Source organism: Cryobacterium melibiosiphilum, assembly GCF_003602235.1.
Lineage (GTDB): Bacteria > Actinomycetota > Actinomycetes > Actinomycetales > Microbacteriaceae > Cryobacterium > Cryobacterium melibiosiphilum.
Map to the genome: position 1 here is coordinate 57864 of NZ_QZVS01000081.1, position 17806 is coordinate 75669.

A 17806-nucleotide genomic window follows, 5' to 3' on the forward strand; every position below is an offset into this window, starting at 1 on the left:
GGGTCTCCTGTGAGCGGATGCCGATCCGGGGCTACTGGCTGACGTCCGCGCCGAAGTAGGTGTCGCTGATCTCGGCCAGGGTGCCGTCGGCGCTGAGTGTGGCCAGGGCCTCGCTGATCGCGCTGGCGAGCGCGTCGCTGCCGAGCTCGACGGCGAAGGCGCTCTCGGAGCGGTCGGTCGTCTCGACGGCGACCTTCAGGCCTGCGGCGCCGGTCTGCTTCTGGTAGTCGAGAAAGGTGAGCTTGTCATTGATGGTCGCGTCGACGCGGCCCTCTTCGACAAGCGCCACGGACTGGGCCCAGCCGTCGACGGCTTCGACGGTTGCGCCGCTCTCGGTCGCGAGGGTGTACCAGTTGCTCGTGAGTGACTGGGCGGTGGTCAGCCCGTCAAGGCTGTCAAAAGAGGTGATGGAGGTGTTGTCCTCGGGAACGACGATGACGCCGGTCGAGTAGGTGTACGGCGTGGAGAAGGCGTAGGAGTCGATACGCTCGGGGGTGATCGAGACCTGGTTGGCGATCACGTCGAACCGGCCGGAGGTCAGCCCTCCGAAGATGCCGTCCCACTGGGTTTCCTCGAAGCTGGCCTCGACGCCGAGTTCGGCGGCGACGGCTTCGATGACCTCGACGTCGTAGCCGGTCAGGTCGCCCGAGCCGTCTTCGTGGAACGAGAAGGGCCGGTAGGTGCCCTCGGTGCCCACGGTCAGCACGCCGGAGTCCATGACGCTGCTGAGCGAATCATCGGTCGTGCCGCCCGTAGAGCATCCGGTCAGCGCGACGGCGGTCGCGGTGAGAAGTACTGCCGAGGCGATTCTGAGCGTGGTGCGGTTCAACTTCATAAGTGAGTGGATGCCTTTGACGTAGGTGCGTAAACAGTGCGACAGCGTGCGTACGGAAAATCGCCGAATGGCAACTCCCCAGACTAACAAGGCGGGCACCGTGCCGAATATTCCGCCGCGCCCGCCCGAGCATCACGTCCAGCCCTACGCTCGCAGGGCCAGGGTGAAGGGCAGCACGGCTCCGGCGCCCGCCCGGCGCAGGGCCCGCCCGGCGACGGTGAGGGTCCAGCGGCTGTCGGCCAGGTCATCGATCAGCAGCACCGGCTTGCCCGCGAAGCCGTCGGGCGCGGCCGTCTCAAGCGCGGCCGCGAGGTCGTCGTCGACCGCGAACCGCTCCCACACCGCCGCGAGGCGGTAGGCGCTGTTGCCGCCGCTCGTGCCGGTTGGCCCGCCGTTCACCGGTTCGAGGGTGCCGAGATAGGGCAGCCGGCCGACCTGCGCGAGTGCGCGGGCCACGGAATCGATCAGCAGCGGATGTGTGCGGCTCGGCATCGCGACAACGGCCGCCGGTCGTTCGTCCCACGTCCAGTCGGCGAGCACCCGGATGCAGGCTGCCGTCATGGCCTGGCTGGCCGGGGCATCCGCTGCCCCCGGTGCGAAGACCTCGCGCAGCGGGCCGCCCCAGCCGAGGTCGGTGAGCCGGGCGAGGGCCCGGCCCGGGGCGAGCCGCTCGGTGACGGTGATGTTTCCCTTCACGTTGACGCCGAGCGTTGCGACCCCGGTGGGCCACTGCGCGCGCGGTTCGATGGTGACACCAGCCCGGTCGAGCGCGGCCGCCGCCGCGGCGGCCGCGGAATCGAGCACGTCCACCGGGTACCACGGCGCGGTGCAGTTGTCGCAACGGCCGCAGGGTACGGCGGTGTCGTCGTCGAGGGCGCGCTGCAGAAACTCCATGCGGCAGGCGCTCGTGCGTTCGAATTCGAGCATCGCCTGCTGCTCGCTCTGCCGGGCGGCGGCGATGCGCTCGTAGCGTTCGGCGTCGTAGGCCCACGGCTGCCCGGTTGCGATCCAGCCGCCCTTCACGCGCTGCACGGCACCATCGACGTCGAGCACCTTGAGGAGCAGCTCGAGGGGAGAGCGGCGCAGGTCGACCCGGGCCTCGAGCGCCGGGGTCGACAGCGCAGCACCGGCTTCGGCTAGAGCGTTCAGCACCGATTCGGCCTTATTCTGGCTCGGCATCGACGAGGTCGCGAAGTACTGCCAGATGTCCTCGTCTTCGACGCCCGGCAGCAGCAGTACGTCGGCGTTCTCGGTGGCGCGGCCGGCGCGGCCGACCTGCTGGTAGTAGGCGACGGGGGAGGACGGGGCCCCGAGGTGCAGCACGAAGCCGAGGTCGGGCTTGTCGAAGCCCATCCCGAGCGCGCTCGTGGCGATCAGGGCCTTCACCTCGTTGCGTTTGAGCATGCCCTCGCTCTCCTCCCGCTCGGTGGTGTCGGTCTGGCCGGTGTAGGCGCGCACCTCGTGGCCGGCCTCCCGCAGCAGCCGGGCGGTGTCCTCGGCGGCCGACACCGTGAGGGTGTAGATGATGCCGCTGCCCGGCAGCTCGGCGAGGTGGCTCAGCAGCCACGACAGCCGGGCACGGGAATCGGGCAGCCGCAGCACGCCGAGCCGCAGTGACGAGCGGGCGAGCGGCCCACGAATCGTGACGACCTCGGCCGTACCGCCCGCGCCGGAGCTGGTCGGAGCGCCGGGAGCGACCCGACCGACCTGCTCCGCGACATCCGTCACGACCCGGCTGTTCGCCGTCGCGGTCGTGGCGAGCACCGGAACCCCGGCCGGCATCTGCGCGATCAGGTCGCGCAGCCGGCGGTAATCGGGGCGAAAGTCATGCCCCCAGTCGGAGATGCAGTGCGCTTCGTCGACGACGAGCAGCCCGACCCGGTTGATGAGCGCGGGCAGCTGTTCGTCGCGAAAGCTCGGGTTGTTCAGGCGCTCGGGACTGACCAGCAGCACATCGACCTCGTCGGCTTGCAGCGCGCGCATCACGTCGGCCCACTCGTGCGGGTTCGCGGAGTTGATCGACACGGCGCGCACCCCGGCGCGGGCCGCCGCGGCGACCTGGTCGCGCATCAGCGCGAGCAGCGGCGACACCAGAATGGTCGGCCCCGCGCCCTGACGGCGCAGCAACAGCGTGGCGACGAAGTACACCGCCGACTTGCCCCACCCGGTGCGCTGCACCACAAGCGCTCGGCGGCGCTGGTCGACCAGGGTCTCGATGGCCTCATACTGGCCCTCATGAAAATCGGCGTCGTCGTTTCCGACGAGGGTTCGCAGAATTTCGAGAGCGGATGCGCGGGTGTCGGTCATTCTTCCAGCGTGCCAGATTCCACCGACACTGTCGCCGACGCTCAGTCGTGGGGCCGTGGTGAATGCAGGACACGGCGCCGAAAATGCGCTGAATCGTCCTGCGTACGCCGAGACCGGCGCAGATCGTCCTGCTTTCGCTGGAGGCACGGGCAGCGGATGCAGCGGCGGCTGACCGATTCCCTCGGTAGGCTCGAAGGGTGAACGTGATCCAGGAGTTCGAGACGCGAATGCTCCCCGATTTGGTTCCGGGTTTTCGGCAGCTGGTCGGCCAGGCACGGGTGAGCGACCCGATCCTGCTCAACCAGCGCGCCATGGTGCGCATGCTCGTACCCGTGCAGTGGATCCTGCGTCGGGTCGGGACTGACGGCATCCGCTTGACGAAAGCCGGCCACCTGCCGCCGGCCGTCGTCATCGAGGCGTCGTTCGAGCTCGACTGGGGGTGGCCCATCGAGGTCAACCGCGAGGTGCACATTCGCCCCCTGCGCGAACTGCGCGTGCACCTGCGCGACGTCGGGTTGCTGCGGGTGAGCAAGGGAACCCTGCTGCTCACCGCACGCGGCCGCACCCTCGCCGAATCGCCGCGCGAACTGTGGCGTTACCTGGCGGCGACGATCCATCACAGCCGCACCGCGGGAGTGAGCGATGCCACCCGGCTGTTGTTGCTCTACGTCGCCACGCGAACGCTGGATCACCGCGCGGAGTACCTCGAGGTGCTGGCTCGCGGGCTCGGCTCGATCGGCTGGGCGGTGTCCGAATTCGGCGTGTCGGGCGAGGACGCCGCCGAAGAGATCATCGCTCCGAAATGGCGCTTGCTGACCCGTCTCGGTGTCTTCGAGGAGTCCGGACACGGCTTCGGTCGCACCGAGACCGTCACCGTCGGCGGCGCCGCTTTCGCACGCGCCGCTCTCAAGGTCGAGGTTGCGGCCGTACCCTCGGCCTAATCGCCCGGTGAGCCTAGGTCGGGATGCTCCCGTTCGGGAACACCTCGTTGACAGCGTCGACCATGCGGGTCACTCCGACGATCAGCGAGACGACGAAAATCCCCAACCAGACCCAGGCCGGCGTCATGCCGCGGCCGGCGCGGCGGCTCACGATCACCGAACGGCCGAAGACATACACGCCCGACCAGAGAAACGCCCACGCCCAGTGGAACGGCTTCGTCACGCCGATTTTCAGGAGCTGGCGCCGGTCGAAGAACGCCATCACGACGGTGGCGGCATAGACGCCGAAAGACACGAGGTTCGACGTGACCTCCTCCGGGCTGGTCGGCGCCGTGGCGTCATCGAGCACCAGTTGTAGCGTCGCCGTGAGGTCGACCGACGACGAGGCCATGAGCGTGAGTAGGGGAAGCACGGCGATGGCCCAGATCAGCGGGTTATAGACCGGCGTGGTCGGCCCGAGCACGGCCGGGGCGCTCACGCCGTAGACCTCCAGGGCGGGGTCGTGCAGGTCATCGGTCCAGCGGGTGCCGTCCCACCAGCGCTGCCGGGGCGAGCCCATCGGGTCGGCATACCAACCGGGCGGATGCGCGCGGGGCGCGGGCGTGTCGGACATAAGTCCCCCTCGAGTCGTCGGTTCAAGCTTAACGGATGGTCGCGGGACGCTGGCCGGGCAGCTGCGGGGCCGGACCGGTGATGCGCGGCGACCGTGGGCATCCGCCGTTCAGGTGGTTGGATGGGGAAATGGATGCCACCCCCAGCTACATTGACGACTTCGCCCGGTTCATCTACGCCTCGCCGTCGTCGTACCACGCGGTCGCCGAAGCCGCCCGCCGCCTCGACCTCGCCGGCTTCAGCCGGTTCGCCGAGGCTGAGGCATGGGCTGAGCAGCCGGGACGGCACTACATCGTGCGTGACGGCGCCCTGATCGCCTGGGTGCAGCCCGCCGGCGCCGGCCCGACGACCCCGTTTCGCATTCTCGGGGCGCACACCGACTCGCCCGGCTTCAAGCTGAAGCCCAAACCCACCATTGGATCGAACGGATGGCTGCAGGCCGGCGTGGAGGTCTACGGCGGGCCCCTGCTCAACTCCTGGCTCGACCGCGAACTGGAGCTTGCCGGCCGCCTCGTCACCCACGACGGCACCGAGCATCTCGTACGCACCGGGCCGTTCCTGCGCATTCCCCAGCTCGCCGTGCACCTCGACCGCGAGGTCAACAACGGCCTCACCCTCGACCGGCAGCGCCACCTCAACCCCGTCTTCGGCGTGGGTGACGTGGCCCAGGCCGACCTCGTCGGGCACCTTGCCGGGCTCGCCGGCCTGGCCGGCAGCGACATCGCCGGCTACGACCTGCTCACGGCCGACACCGCGCCGCCGGCGACGTTCGGCCTCGGCGGGGAGCTGTTCGCGGCCGGCCGCATGGACAACCTCACCTCCGTGCACGCCGGACTGCTTGCACTGATCCTGGCCGGCGACGCGGCGTTCCCCGGCGAGAACGAGGGCCCGGGCGAGCACGAGGCACACGGCGAGGTCTCGAACGAAACCGCCCCCGTCATCAGCGTGCTCGCGGCCTTCGACCACGAAGAGATCGGCTCCGCCTCGCGGTCGGGCGCCGCCGGCCCCCTGCTCGACGACGTGCTCACCCGCATCGGTGCCGGCCTCGGCGCGACCGTGACCGACCGCCTGCGCGCCTACGCCGAATCCTGGTGCCTGTCCGCGGACGCCGGCCACGCCGTGCACCCCAACTACTCCGAACGCCATGACCCGGCGAACCTGCCCGTGCTCGGCGGTGGCCCGCTGCTCAAGATCAACGCCAACCAGCGCTACGCGACGGATGCCGTGGGCGCGGCCCTCTTCGCACGCACCTGTGCGCGCGCCGGCGTCACGTACCAGGAATTCGTGTCCAACAACACCGTTCCGTGCGGATCGACCATCGGGCCGCTCACCGCGACCCGGCTCGGCATTCGCACCGTCGACGTCGGGGTGCCGCTGTTGTCGATGCACTCCGCTCGCGAACTGTGCCACGTGAATGACCCGGCGGCGCTGTCCGCGGCCGTGACCGCCTTCTTCACCCCGGAGGAGTGAGATTTAATCACGAATCTCTAGACAGCGGCGCTATCGGATAGTTACACTATCCACATGAAAATGGCCGAACTGAGCACGGTGAGCGCCGTCGCCGTGGCGACCATCAAGTTCTACCTGCGTGAGCGCCTGCTGCCCGCGGGGGAGCGCACCTCGCCCAACCAGGCCGACTACACCGAACAGCATGTGCGGCGCCTGCGCCTCATCCGCGGCCTGCTCGACGTGGGCGGGCTCTCGGTCGCGGAGGCCCATCGGGTGCTCGACGCTCTCGACTCCGAGCAGCCGCTGCAGCAGATCTTCGGCGTCGCGCAAGCCGCGGTCTCGGAGCACATCGACCCCGCGAGCGTGCCGGCATCCGCCCTGGCCCGCGTCGATAGCGTCACCGACGGATGGCTCGTTTCGCCCGACAATCCGGGCCGCCTGGCCGCCGCGCAGGTGATTGCCTCCCTCGAGGCCATCGGGCACCTCTCCGCGCGCGGCTGGGTTGAACGCTACGCCGCCGCCGCCCTGCTGATCGCCGAGGCGGATCTCGACGAAATCGATGCCATCCCCGACCGGGAAGGGAAAGCCGAGACCGTCGTCGTGGGCACCGTGCTCGGTGATGCGTTGTTCTCGGGCCTGCGCCGCACGGCGCAGGAACACGTCTCCGCCCTGCGCTACCAGCCCGGCAGTGCTGCTCATCATCACCCGTCCCTGGCCGAAAGCCCGTGAGTAAGGACTCACCATGTCGCGTGCACGCTCCGACTCATCCGTCACCCTGACCCGTGCCGTCGTTCCTCGCCCCGAGTCCGGCCTGAGCGCCGTGCCCTGGCACCGCCCGCTGCTCGGGCTGGCAATCGCCATGACCGTGTTGGCCGCCGTCGCGGTGATCGGGCTGATCGCCGACCCGCGCACGGTCACCGGGCTGCTGCTCTGGTCGAAGCCCCTGAAATTTGCCCTGTCGATCACGATCTACGCCGTGACCCTGTCCTGGCTGATCGGGCAGTTGCAGCGCGGCCGCCGCCTCGCGTGGTGGGCCGGAACTGTCTCGGCCGTGCTGCTGCTCGTCGAGATGATCATCATCGTCGGTGCGGCTCTGGCCGGAACGACGAGTCACTTCAACGTGGCCACCCCGTTCGCGACCACGATGTGGGCGATCATGGCGACCTCGATTGCGGTCGTCTGGGTGGCCGCGCTGGTTGTGGCGGTGCTGCTGATGCGGGCGCGGCTCGGCGACCGGGCCCGCACCCTCGCGATCCGTGCGGGCGTCGTGATCGCGGTGATCGGCATGGGCCTCGGCTATCTCATGACCGGGCCCACCGCCGAGCAGCTCGACGATTTCCAGGGCATCGCCGGCGCCCACACCGTGGGCCTGGCCGACGGCGGGCCCGGCCTGCCGATCCTCGGCTGGAGCACCGTGGCCGGCGACCTGCGCATCCCGCACTTCGTGGGCATGCACGCCCTGCAGCTGCTGCCGCTCGCCGCCGTTCTGTTCGAACTTCTCGCCCGACGGATGCCCCGCCTCCAGTCCTCCGCGGTGCGCGCCCGACTGCTCGGGGTGCTGATCGCCCTGTACGCCGGAGTGCTCGTGTTATTGACCGGCCAAGCCCTCGCCGGCCAGTCCATCGTGCGACCGGATGCCACCACCCTCACGATCGCCGTGACTCTGTACGCGCTCGCCGCGGTCGCCGCTACGATCATCCTCGCGCGGCAGCCTCGAAGGGGCGTTCTGTGACACTCCGTGCGGGAGGTGTCCGTGCGTGTGGTGTCCGTGCGTGAGGTGTCGCAGAACGCCCCTTGAGCGAGACGTCGGTGCCGCGAGTGGGCGCAAATGGCCCCTTCCCGCCGATTCAAGGGGCCATTTACGCCCACTCGCGGCTGGCAAGGGGCTATCTGCGCCCACTCGGGCGGGTCGCGGAGAGCGCCCGGGGTGGGACGGCGTCACGCAGCGGCGGCAGCTGCTTCGAGGCGCGCGATGCGCACCCGGGCGGCGTCCTCCGATGACGACGAGCTGCCGAGCAGGGTGCGCACGAGACCGAGCACCACGCCGGTCGCCCAGACGGCGGGCCAGCGGGGTTTGCGGAGTCCGAGCATCCGTCGGTATTCGGCCGGCAGCGACCCAACGGCACCGGCGAACATGATGCGGTAGAACGGCTTCATCGAGGGGCGCAACGGCGGGTTGCGGATGAAGCGCACCGCCTCGGCGACGCGGTCGTCGCTCTTGAGCACCCCGGCGGCGCGGAAGGCCTCGAGCTGCGCCCGCAACTCGCGTTCGGAGCGCGGTGGGTCGGCCACTCCCACAAGCTCGCCGGCCTTCGCCCACTCCCGCACGTACTGGTCGGCGCCGCCCGGGATCGGGGAGCCCCACACCGTCTCGCAGGCGAGGAACGCGTCCGTGAACACCACGTGCACCCACGACAACAGTTCGGCGTCACCCGCGTGGTACGGCTTCTCCACGCCCTGGGCATCGAGGTAGGTGCCCGCGACACGCTCGTGGAACTGCGCGACCCTCGACGATTCCCGCTCGGCCAGTGTGGTGTCGGCGAAGGTCACGGTGACGAGCCACTGGATCGTGCCCGACAATCGGCCGAGGGGGTCTTCGTGGTACCGGGACCAGTCGTGCACGCCGGCCATCGCCCCCGGGTGCAGCGTCTGCATGAGCAGCGCGCGGATGCCGGCGACCATCGTCGCCATACCGCCGTGCACCGCCCAGGATGCCGATCCCGGACCAAAGAAGCCCAGGTCATCACCGAGTTCGATCTTGCCGACCCACGGCGGGCGGCCGTCATTCTTGCCCGACAGCGTGGTCAAGAGGTGTGAACGCCAACTGTCTGCAAACCTGCTCATGCCGAGGAGACTAGCGCGCGCGGCTGGGATTCCCAGGCGAGCCGGCATCCGTTGTCGCCGACGCGCCTACGCTGGGCAAATGCCCTCGTTCCGCGTGACCATCGCCATCGGTGCACTGCGCCCCGGCATCGCCCCGGCGGCCGTGCTGCCCGCCGCCGCGGCGGCCGCTGCCGACCTGACGACGGTCGAGGCCAGCGACCTCGCCGTGGTCGCGGGCTCTGCCCGCCTGATCGTGCGGTTCACCGCCGAAGACCGGGAGATCGCCGCTCAAATCGCCGACCACGTGCTCGAGGTGACGGGCACCCTCGCCGAGCCTCGCTCGTCGACCCTCACGAAACGCGTGGGCGGCCGCTGGCTCGCAGCCTGACCCGCGTCGCCCGGCTTCGCTACCAATAACGCTCTTCCTGCCACGGGTCGCCGCGCATGTGGTATCCGTTGAGTTCCCAAAAGCCCGGCTCATCGCGCCGCATCAGTTCGAGCCCGTGCACCCACTTGGCGCTCTTCCAGAAATACAGGTGCGGCACGATCAGGCGTGCCGGGCCGCCGTGTTCCGGGGTCAGGTCCTCATCGTCGACCTGGTGCGCGATCCAGGCCTGGCCGCCGCGCAGATCGGCCAGGGACAGGTTGGTCGTATAACCACCGTAGGAGTGTGCCATGGCGAATTCGGTGCGGGTCGTCACGCCGTCGAGCAACACGTCGAGCGAGACGCCCCGCCAGCGCGTTGCGAGCTTCGACCAGCCCGTGCCGCCGTGGATATCGACGGTCACGTCCTCCTGCGGCAGAGCCTGAAACTCAGCCCAGTCCCAGCGATGGTCCCGGTGGCGTTCGGTGCGAATCAGAAATTCCCAGTCCTGACGACGGATGCTCGGAATCGGACCCGAGGAGCGCACCGGCAGGTCGTCGGTCACGGACTGTCCGGGCGGGAGCAGGGGACTGTCCTGACGCCTGCGGCTCAACAACTTTGAGGGGATCAGCTTCATGACGCTCCTTGCACAACCAACACCAGACGGGTTCCGCGAACACCGCAGCCTAGCGGGGGCCTCGCTGCGCGGATAAGGGCTTGTGCGCCGGGCAATTTTCTGCATGCCCCCTTTCGGGCGTAGGCTCGGCAGGTTGCATATTCATGAACCCGAGGGACCGCAATGACACAGGACACGCCCACCACGCCCCGACAAACCCCCTCGTCGGGCGAGAAAACCCTCAAACCGTCCACGAACCGCAAGGTCATCGCCCTCGCGATCGCCGGTGCCTTCGGTGGCTTCCTCTTCGGCTTCGACTCCAGTGTGGTCAACGGCGCCGTCAACGCGATCCAGCAGGAGTTCGGCCTGAACGCCGCCCTGACCGGGTTCGCCGTGGCCTGCGCCCTGCTCGGTGCCGCCCTCGGCGCCTTCTTCGGTGGACGAGTCGCCGACCGCTACGGCCGTATCCCCGTCATGATCATCGGCGCCGTCGTCTTTCTGCTGAGCTCACTCGGCTCGGGCTTCGCCTTCGGTGTCGTCGACCTCATCATCTGGCGGGTGCTCGGCGGAATCGGGATCGGCCTCGCATCCGTCGTCGCCCCGGCCTATATCGCTGAAATCTCGCCGCGCAACATGCGCGGGCGCCTCGGCTCGCTGCAGCAGCTCGCCATCACCATCGGTATCTTCACCGCGCTGCTCAGCAACGCGACCCTGTCCGACAACGCCGGCGGAGCGGACGCCGAATTCTGGTTCGGCCTCGAAGCCTGGCGCTGGATGTTCCTGATCGGCGCCGTTCCGGCCATCGTCTACGGCGTGATCGCGTTCCTGCTGCCGGAATCCCCGCGTTTCCTGGTGCTCACAGATCGGGAAGCGGATGCCCGAGCCGTGTTCAACAAGGTCTGGCCGGACGGCGACGTCGACCGGGAGATCCGTGACATGCGCGCGTCGATTGAGGGCGATCGCCGCGCAAAGACCACCGGGTCGCTGCGCGGCTCGAGCTTCGGCCTGAAGCCCATCGTCTGGGTCGGAATCACCCTGTCGGTGTTCCAGCAGTTCGTGGGCATCAACGTGATCTTCTACTACTCGACCACCCTGTGGGAGGCCGTCGGCTTCCAGGAACGCGACTCCCACGCCATCTCGGTGGCCACCTCGGTCACCAACATCCTGGTCACGCTCATCGCGATCGCGTTGGTCGACCGTGTCGGCCGCCGCCCGATCCTGCTGTTCGGCTCGGTCGGCATGACGGCGTCGCTGGCCACCATGGCCATCGCCTTCAGCCAGTCGATCACCGTCGACGGCGAGCTCAGCCTGCCCGGCGCGTGGGGCCCGATCGCCCTCGTCGCCGCCAACGTTTTCGTGATCTCCTTCGGTGCCTCGTGGGGCCCGGTCGTCTGGGTGCTGCTCGGCGAGATGTTCCCGAACACGATTCGGGCCAAGGCCCTCGGCCTCGCGGCAGCCGCCCAGTGGATCGCGAACTTTTTGATCACGGTCACGTTCCCGCCCATGTCGGATACCTCGCTGCCTCTGACCTACGGCATGTACGCCCTCTTTGCCGCCCTGTCGTTCTGGTTCGTCATGACGAAGGTGCCGGAGACCAACGGTATGTCCCTCGAAGAGGCCAACACGCTGTTGCCGCCGAAGAACGCGGCCCGGAACGCTGCCAAGGCCGCGGCCAGGGCGACCTCCAAGTAGGCTGCGCGCGCCGCGCGTCCCGCTCCAATCCCGGCCCGTTCCCGACGAACCTGATAAACAGGAGGGGTGACCCCGATCAACCCCAGCACCGCTGACCTCGCCACTCTGCGCCGAACCCTCGGCACCCCCGAACTCGCGTGGCTGCTCGCCCGGCTGCGCACCCGCCTCGAAAGCACCGGGCAGCTCACCGGAACGGTCACCAAACCACAGGCATCGGCGGGGGAGCGCGCCGCGGTCGCGCGGTTGCTGAATCGGCCCGTGCGAGCCGGCACCTCGGCATCCGTCTCGCTCGACACCCTCGATGACGTGCTGCGCCGGTCGGGCCTCTGGCCGGCCGGGCTCGCCGCGGCCGTGGTCGCGCTCACCGGCACGGTCGTCGACCCGCTCGAACGGGCCGGGGAACGCGACGCCTGGCAGGCCGCCGCGAACACCCTGCGCCGACTCGGACGGCCCGAGCTCTCCGGCTGGGCCGATCGGGTGATCCGCACCGGTGCCCTGCGCCGGGCTGCCCCGACGGCCGCGGGCGCGCAGGCCCTCGCCGCCCAACTCGCCACCGTGGCCGGCGCCCTGCCGACGAGCGGGGAATCCCTCGGCGCCTTCGCGTCCCGCACCGTGCACGACGCCCACGCCCTCGACGTGCACACCCCGCTCGGCACCCTCGCCGTCGGCCTCGCGAGCGCACTGGGTTCGGCCCTCGCCAGCTCGCCCTCCGCTGCACGCTCCGGCGAGCAGACGGGCGGTGCAGCGACCGCGACGGACGCCCTGCGCGGGCCGGTGCCCACGTCGTCGCCGACGGATGCCTCGGCCGACTCCGCGCGCTGGCGCCGCGAGGCGTGGCACTCGGTGGGCGTCGTGCTCGACGAGCTCTCGTCGAGCGTGCTCGTTCTCGGCCTGCCTGGCGGTGACACGTCACCCACTGCACGCGCCCTCGCGGCCCTCGCCGAGGCCGGTCAGCCGGTCGTGCTCACCCTGCGGCAGCTTCTCGCCGACGAGCTCGGCACGGTGCCGCCGGTGGTCTTCGTCTGTGAAAACCCGGCCGTTGTCGCGGCCGCCGCCGACGCGCTCGGCGCGACCTCGGCGCCGCTCGTCTGCCTGAACGGCCAGCCCGGGGCGGCGGCGATTCGGCTGCTCGAGCGGCTCGTGGCCGACGGCGCTGCCCTGCGCTTCCACGGCGATTTCGACTGGAGCGGAATCGGCGTCGCCCGGGCCCTCGCCGAACGGGTCGCGTGGACCCCCTGGCGGTTTTCCGCCGCGGACTACTCCGCGGCGTGTGCGGAGCGGAGCGCCTTGCCGGCGTTGCTCGTGCTGCCGGGGGTCAGCGCGGCGAGCGTGGAAACACCGTGGGATGCTGACCTCGCCGAAGCCATGGCATCCGTCGGCCTCGCCGTGGATGAAGAACTCGTGCTGGCCGCCCTGCTGGCTGACCTCGCCCTCTGACGCTCAATCCGTATCAGTGGGCGCGGGGCGCACGGCCGCCGACCAACGTTCCTCGACATGGCCGAGGCGCCAGCCGGCGAACGCGATGATCCACGCGAGCACGCAGATCGCGATGATGACGTAACCGACGTTTTCGAGGTTGAGTGAGCCGATCGCGTAGAGCGGACCGGAGACGATGCCGATCTGGTCGACCAGGATCGAGAGGAGTTCGATCGATCCGATCACGAGCGCGACCGCCACCGACACGGCCGTGATCACGAGGTTGTAATAGACCTTGCGCACGGGCTTGGTGAACGCCCAGCCGTAGGCGTAGTTCATGAAGATGCCATCGAGGGAATCCAGCAGGCTCATGCCGGCCGCGAACAGGATCGGCAGCGTCAGGATGGCATACCAGGGCAGGACGAAAGCCGCCGCGCCGCCGGCCAGGATCAGGAGGCTGACCTCGGTCGCGGTGTCGAAACCGAGGCCGAACAGCAGGCCGATCGGATACATCTGCCAGGGCCGGGTCACGACCCGGGTGGCGCGGCCAAAGATGCGGTTGGCGAAACCACGGTTGGCGAGCTGGTCTTCGAGCGCCGCCTCATCGAACTCGCCGTGGCGCATGCGGCGGAAGACCTTCACGATGCTGAGCAGGATCACGAGATTGATGATGCCGATCAGGTAGAGGAACGAGCCGGAGATGCCGGTTCCGATCACGCCCAGCACCGACTGCAGGGTCGACGAGTCCTCCTCGACCGGCCCGGCGAGGGCACGGATGCCCGCGGCCAACAGCGCGCACAGCCCGAAGACGATCGTCGAATGGCCGAGCGAAAACCAGAAGCCCACCGAGAGCGGGTGGCGCCCGTCGTTCATGAGCTTGCGGGTGGTGTTGTCGATGGCCGCGATGTGGTCGGCGTCGAAGGCGTGCCGCAGCCCGAGCGTATAGGCGGTCAACCCGATTCCCACCCCGAAGAGCCCGGCCGAACCAATGCTCAGCTGCTGGGGAACGACGAGGGCGATCAGTACTCCCCAGCCGATCAGGTGCAGGAGAATCACACAACCGGCCATTCCCCCGAGCGAGGCCCACTCGCCCCGGCTGAGGGCCCGTCGCATCCGCTGCCACCGCGCGGCGTTCATGGGGCGCCCTCACCGTGCCGCGCGGCCGGGGAATCGTCGTAGTGGGTGACGATCGTGCGGCGCGGGGCCGGAACCGCCGCACGGGTCGCCTCAGCACCCGAATCGAGGTAGTCGACGGCGCTGACCCGCACTCCGTACAGCGCCGACAGGCTGGTTTCGGTCAGCAGTTCTGCCGCAGGCCCCTGCTGCGCCTCGCCCGGGTGCAGCAGCACGACGGTGTCGGCGAGGTAGAGGGCATGGTCGGGGTCGTGGGTGCTGAGCAGCATTCCAATGCCGTCGGCGGCGAGTTCGCGCAGCAGCCGCAGCACCCGCACCTGATTCTTCAGGTCGAGCCCGGTGGACGGCTCGTCGAGGATCAGCAGGTTGGTTTCGGCGGCAACGGCCCGGGCGATCAGCACGAGCTGTTGTTCCCCGCCGCTGAGGGTCGGAAAAGACCGGTCGCGCAGGGCCGCGATGCCGACCCGTTCCATTGCGAACAGGGCGGCGGCCCGGTCGCCGGCCCCCGGGCTGCGAAACAGCTGCACGTGCCGGGCCCGTCCCATCAGCACCATGTCGAAGGCCCGGTATGCGAACGACGTTCCGCGGGCCTGGGGCACGAAGCCGACGGCCTCGCGCCGGCGCACGCTGCCCTGCTGCACCGGCAGCAACCCGGCCGCGCAGCGCACCAGGGTCGTCTTGCCGCTGCCGTTCGGGCCCAGCACCGCCGTGACCGATCCGGCCGCCACCTGGAGGGTCACGTTCCGAAACACCGCAGGCTGCCCGGGGTACCCAAACCCTGCCTCGCGCAACTCGAGCAGGACCGGGGCGACGTCAGGCACTGTCCCAAATCCGGTCGCGGTGGCGTCGCAGCAGCACAAAGAACACCGGCGCCCCGATCAGCGCCGTCAGCACGCCGAGCGGAATCTCCCCGGCGGTGAGCGAGCGCGCGACCGTGTCCACGACGATGAGGAGGGCCCCGCCGAGCAGAACCGACACCGGCAGCAGCACGCGGTTGTCGGGGCCGACCCACATGCGGGCGAGGTGCGGAATCACGAGGCCCACCCAGCTGATCACGCCGCTGACCGCGACCGCGCCGGCGACGATCAGGGCGACGGATGCGAGCACCACCCAGCGCAGCCGCCGCGGACGCACCCCGAGCGCCGCCGCATCGTCGTCCCCGAGCGAGAGCACGTTGATGCGCCAGCGCAGGGCCAGCACGACGACCGTGCCGAGCAGGATCGGGCCGACCGCGACGAGCACCTGTCCGGGAGTCGCCCCCGCGATGCTGCCCAGCAGCCAGAAGACAATTGCCGGCAGCGTCGTGAACGGGTCGGCGAGGTAGGTCACGAGGGCGACGAGCGCGGAGAAGAATGACCCGGTCACCACCCCGCCGAGCACCAGCATGAGCACGGGGGTGCCGCCGCGGCCCGAGGTGATCAGAAAGACCAGCACCAGGGCCAGCAGCCCGCAGGCGAACGACCCACCGACGAGCATCACCGGGCCGAGTCCGAGCAGCAACGCGAGGGCCCCGCCGAAGGATGCCCCGGCCGAGACCCCGATGATGTCGGGGCTGACGAGGGGGTTGCGAAAGATCGCCTGCAGGGCGGCGCCACCGAGGGCGAGACCGCCGCCGACCAGCGCCGCCAACAGCACCCGCGGCATCCGCACCAGCAGCACGACGTTGTGTTCGGTCGGCGGAATGTCCTCACCCCCGAATGCGCCCCCGGGGTCGGTGCCGAGCAGGATCTGCACGACGTGGCCGAACGGAACATCGAAGCGGCCGAGCGTCAGCGCGAGCAGCGCGACCGTCAGCAGTGCGCCGAGGGAGATGAGAATCGGGCGCAGGGTGCGAACGCGTTCCGGCGTGGGAGCGCGGCCGGGGCCGCGGTGCTCGCGCGGCGCGCGGCGCCGGTCGATCCGGGCATGGCTCTCATCCAGCATGGAACTGCTGGTAATTGGAGGACCGGTCGTTCACATCCATCCAGAGCACGGTGTTGATCTGGGCGTCGGTGGGGGTGTGGTCATAGAGAAACGGATAGTCGGCTGTGATCTGGGCGCGCAGGGTGCTCGTGCTGAGGGAAGGGAAGGCGATGTCCGCCAGCCAGGTCCACATCAGCGGGGACTCCTGACCGGGCGGGTCCCACCGGTAGCCGCCCAGCGGTACCTTGTAGACGCGCCGGTTGGTGACCGCACGAACCCCCGACCAGGCCGGATTCGAGTAGATGTCGTCGGGCATCGCTCCGTCGAAGTTGCCGAGCAGGATCACCTCGGGGTTCCAGGTCAGCACCTGCTCCAGGTCGACGCCGACCATGCCGGTTCCGGGGGCGGGGGCATCGCCCGTCGCCGGGTTGGTGCCGCCCACGAGCTTGATGTAGAAATCGTTGTAGGTGTTCGCGCCGGCGACCTTGAGACCCTCGGTGAACCGGTTGAAATAGAGGATGCTCGGGCCAGGCTGCGCGCGTGCGGCGGCGTCGGCCTGCACCTGGGCGAGGGCACCATCGCTGCGCGCCTTGATCTCCGTGGCGCGTTCGGGTTTTCCGAGCATCGTGGCGAAAATCTGCACCCAGGAGTCGACGTCTTCCTGGGTGCCGTTATTGGTGAGACCGATGACCGTGAGACCGGCGTTTTCGAGGGGTTCCACCAGGGGAGAGTCGCTCCACTGCACCACCACGTCGGGCTCGAGATCGAGGATGCTCTCGACGTTGGGCGTGAAATCACTCGTGGCGATGTCGTGCGGAAGTTTCAGCAGCTCCGGAAAGAACTGGCCGAGGATGCCGTCTTTGATCGCCATCCAGGAGGCATTGTGCATGCCGACCAGGTGCTGCGCCGACCGGTCGACGGCCACGATCAGCGACGCCGACGGCATCGGAATCGTCACGACCCGGGTCACGGCCTGGTTGAAGGTGAGCACCGTGCCGCGGTTGTCGGTCACCTCGATTTGCGTCGGGCTCCCCGATCCGCTCGGCACGGCCGGCGTGGCCGAGGAATCGGTGCAGGCCGCGAGCACGACCGTGCCTCCGACGAGAAAGAATCCGGCGAGCACGGTGCGTCTGCTGAGGAGGGCCGCTGCGGGGGGTGTCGTTTCCGGTGTCGTCATCAAGATCCTCCTGGTGGGCGCGGGTGGGCGCGGCAGTGCCGGAAGCGGAATTCCAGACAGCATCCGCCCGATCCCGGGCACTGTCAACGGTTCGACGGCCGCCGAACGATACGGCCCGAATCCGGCATTGCGAGGACCGAGACCCGGGTCTACATTGTTTCTTCGAGGTGGAATACCGTGCATGAACTGTCGATTGCGTCCAGCCTCGTCGACACGATCCGTGACCGTACCGGCGAGCGCACTGTCGCGTCCGTTCACCTGCGGATCGGGCAACTGTCGGGCGTTCTGGCGGATGCCCTCCGCTTCAGCTTCGAGATCGCCGCGGCCAACACCGCTCTCGAGGGGGCCGAATTGATTCTCGAGCAGCCGGCCGGCCGCATCCGCTGTCGCACCTACGGGCTCGATTCCGGCCTGGTCGACCAGTTTCTGCTGTGCGCGTGTGGCAGCGCCGACGTTCAGGTGACGGCGGGCCGCGAGCTCGACCTGGTCGCCGTGCAACTGGCCGCCGTCGAGGCTGCCGGTTAGGAAGGGACAACCG

The 17806-nt window shown here is 69.3% G+C and carries 17 protein-coding genes; 8 read left to right on the forward strand and 9 right to left on the reverse strand.

Annotated elements, in window-relative coordinates:
* Positions 1-31: 31 nt before the first annotated feature.
* Positions 32-835: an amino acid ABC transporter substrate-binding protein gene (locus D6T64_RS09815; RefSeq protein ID WP_119973511.1), complete on the reverse strand. Its 804-nt coding sequence runs from the start codon at positions 833-835 to the stop codon at positions 32-34.
* Positions 836-979: 144 nt separating this feature from the next.
* Entirely contained in the window at positions 980-3142 is a 2163-nt protein-coding gene (locus D6T64_RS09820; protein WP_119973513.1) for a RecQ family ATP-dependent DNA helicase, read from the reverse strand.
* Positions 3143-3339: 197 nt separating this feature from the next.
* Between D6T64_RS09820 and D6T64_RS09825 the strand changes: the two genes are divergently transcribed.
* Positions 3340-4083, forward strand: a complete 744-nt coding sequence (locus D6T64_RS09825) for a hypothetical protein (protein WP_119973516.1) — start codon at positions 3340-3342, stop codon at positions 4081-4083.
* Between the two features lie 13 nt (positions 4084-4096).
* Here the strand turns inward: D6T64_RS09825 and D6T64_RS09830 are convergent, their stop codons facing one another.
* Complete coding sequence (locus tag D6T64_RS09830) at positions 4097-4696, reverse strand: DUF2510 domain-containing protein (RefSeq protein ID WP_119973518.1); 600 nt, start codon at positions 4694-4696, stop codon at positions 4097-4099.
* 128 nt (positions 4697-4824) lie between these two features.
* On the opposite strand from D6T64_RS09830, the gene D6T64_RS09835 reads away from it, so the two are divergent.
* The 3 genes from D6T64_RS09835 to D6T64_RS09845 are packed head-to-tail and all read left to right on the forward strand — an operon-like array spanning position 4825 to position 7876.
* On the forward strand, positions 4825-6165 hold the full coding sequence (locus tag D6T64_RS09835; protein WP_119973521.1) for a M18 family aminopeptidase: 1341 nt from the start codon (positions 4825-4827) through the stop codon (positions 6163-6165).
* Between the two features lie 54 nt (positions 6166-6219).
* The gene (locus tag D6T64_RS09840) at positions 6220-6873 is read left to right on the forward strand and encodes a MerR family transcriptional regulator (RefSeq protein ID WP_119973524.1); all 654 of its coding nucleotides are present in this window, start codon (positions 6220-6222) and stop codon (positions 6871-6873) included.
* Positions 6874-6886: 13 nt separating this feature from the next.
* Positions 6887-7876: a hypothetical protein gene (locus D6T64_RS09845; protein ID WP_233550888.1), complete on the forward strand. Its 990-nt coding sequence runs from the start codon at positions 6887-6889 to the stop codon at positions 7874-7876.
* 206 nt (positions 7877-8082) lie between these two features.
* On the opposite strand, the gene D6T64_RS09850 is transcribed toward D6T64_RS09845, so the two are convergent.
* Positions 8083-8988, reverse strand: a complete 906-nt coding sequence (locus tag D6T64_RS09850; RefSeq protein ID WP_119973526.1) for an oxygenase MpaB family protein — start codon at positions 8986-8988, stop codon at positions 8083-8085.
* 79 nt (positions 8989-9067) lie between these two features.
* On the opposite strand from D6T64_RS09850, the gene D6T64_RS09855 reads away from it, so the two are divergent.
* Entirely contained in the window at positions 9068-9355 is a 288-nt protein-coding gene (locus D6T64_RS09855) for a hypothetical protein (RefSeq protein ID WP_119973529.1), read from the forward strand.
* A gap of 19 nt (positions 9356-9374) precedes the next feature.
* On the opposite strand, the gene D6T64_RS09860 is transcribed toward D6T64_RS09855, so the two are convergent.
* Positions 9375-9968, reverse strand: coding sequence for a molybdopterin-dependent oxidoreductase (locus D6T64_RS09860; RefSeq protein ID WP_119973531.1), 594 nt, complete (start codon positions 9966-9968; stop codon positions 9375-9377).
* A gap of 162 nt (positions 9969-10130) precedes the next feature.
* On the opposite strand from D6T64_RS09860, the gene D6T64_RS09865 reads away from it, so the two are divergent.
* Together D6T64_RS09865 and D6T64_RS09870 are read left to right on the forward strand one after the other, a co-directional pair.
* Positions 10131-11639, forward strand: a complete 1509-nt coding sequence (locus tag D6T64_RS09865) for a sugar porter family MFS transporter (protein ID WP_119973533.1) — start codon at positions 10131-10133, stop codon at positions 11637-11639.
* A 66-nt stretch (positions 11640-11705) separates the two neighbouring features.
* Positions 11706-13076: a TIGR02679 family protein gene (locus tag D6T64_RS09870; protein WP_199719088.1), complete on the forward strand. Its 1371-nt coding sequence runs from the start codon at positions 11706-11708 to the stop codon at positions 13074-13076.
* A 3-nt stretch (positions 13077-13079) separates the two neighbouring features.
* Here the strand turns inward: D6T64_RS09870 and nicT are convergent, their stop codons facing one another.
* The 4 genes from nicT to D6T64_RS09890 all read right to left on the reverse strand — a co-directional run bounded on the left by nicT (position 13080) and on the right by D6T64_RS09890 (position 17268).
* On the reverse strand, positions 13080-14192 hold the full coding sequence (nicT, locus tag D6T64_RS09875; protein WP_119973535.1) for a Nickel transporter NicT: 1113 nt from the start codon (positions 14190-14192) through the stop codon (positions 13080-13082).
* Positions 14189-14929: an ABC transporter ATP-binding protein gene (locus tag D6T64_RS09880; RefSeq protein WP_233550890.1), complete on the reverse strand. Its 741-nt coding sequence runs from the start codon at positions 14927-14929 to the stop codon at positions 14189-14191. Before D6T64_RS09880 ends, nicT begins: the two co-directional genes overlap by 4 nt.
* A 73-nt stretch (positions 14930-15002) precedes the next feature.
* Positions 15003-16112, reverse strand: a complete 1110-nt coding sequence (locus tag D6T64_RS09885) for a FecCD family ABC transporter permease (RefSeq protein WP_119973537.1) — start codon at positions 16110-16112, stop codon at positions 15003-15005.
* A complete protein-coding gene (locus D6T64_RS09890) occupies positions 16102-17268 on the reverse strand; it encodes an ABC transporter substrate-binding protein (RefSeq protein ID WP_119973540.1) in 1167 nt (388 codons plus the stop codon). The genes D6T64_RS09885 and D6T64_RS09890 overlap by 11 nt, the downstream gene beginning before the upstream one ends.
* 177 nt (positions 17269-17445) lie before the next feature.
* On the opposite strand from D6T64_RS09890, the gene D6T64_RS09895 reads away from it, so the two are divergent.
* Complete coding sequence (locus D6T64_RS09895; protein WP_119973542.1) at positions 17446-17793, forward strand: hydrogenase maturation nickel metallochaperone HypA/HybF; 348 nt, start codon at positions 17446-17448, stop codon at positions 17791-17793.
* Positions 17794-17806 lie beyond the last annotated feature (13 nt).

Bases quoted from the DNA above. Each gene is read 5' to 3' on its own strand.
- nicT (WP_119973535.1), bottom strand. From the start codon at position 14,192: ATGAACGCCGCGCGGTGGCAGCGGATGCGACGGGCCCTCAGCCGGGGC.
- D6T64_RS09835 (WP_119973521.1), top strand. From the start codon at position 4,825: ATGGATGCCACCCCCAGCTACATTGACGACTTCGCCCGGTTCATCTAC.
- D6T64_RS09815 (WP_119973511.1), bottom strand. From the start codon at position 835: ATGAAGTTGAACCGCACCACGCTCAGAATCGCCTCGGCAGTACTTCTC.
- D6T64_RS09865 (WP_119973533.1), top strand. From the start codon at position 10,131: ATGACACAGGACACGCCCACCACGCCCCGACAAACCCCCTCGTCGGGC.
- D6T64_RS09820 (WP_119973513.1), bottom strand. From the start codon at position 3,142: ATGACCGACACCCGCGCATCCGCTCTCGAAATTCTGCGAACCCTCGTC.
- D6T64_RS09855 (WP_119973529.1), top strand. From the start codon at position 9,068: ATGCCCTCGTTCCGCGTGACCATCGCCATCGGTGCACTGCGCCCCGGC.
- D6T64_RS09890 (WP_119973540.1), bottom strand. From the start codon at position 17,268: ATGACGACACCGGAAACGACACCCCCCGCAGCGGCCCTCCTCAGCAGA.
- D6T64_RS09885 (WP_119973537.1), bottom strand. From the start codon at position 16,112: ATGCTGGATGAGAGCCATGCCCGGATCGACCGGCGCCGCGCGCCGCGC.
- D6T64_RS09845 (WP_233550888.1), top strand. From the start codon at position 6,887: ATGTCGCGTGCACGCTCCGACTCATCCGTCACCCTGACCCGTGCCGTC.
- D6T64_RS09840 (WP_119973524.1), top strand. From the start codon at position 6,220: ATGAAAATGGCCGAACTGAGCACGGTGAGCGCCGTCGCCGTGGCGACC.
- D6T64_RS09860 (WP_119973531.1), bottom strand. From the start codon at position 9,968: ATGAAGCTGATCCCCTCAAAGTTGTTGAGCCGCAGGCGTCAGGACAGT.
- D6T64_RS09850 (WP_119973526.1), bottom strand. From the start codon at position 8,988: ATGAGCAGGTTTGCAGACAGTTGGCGTTCACACCTCTTGACCACGCTG.
- D6T64_RS09830 (WP_119973518.1), bottom strand. From the start codon at position 4,696: ATGTCCGACACGCCCGCGCCCCGCGCGCATCCGCCCGGTTGGTATGCC.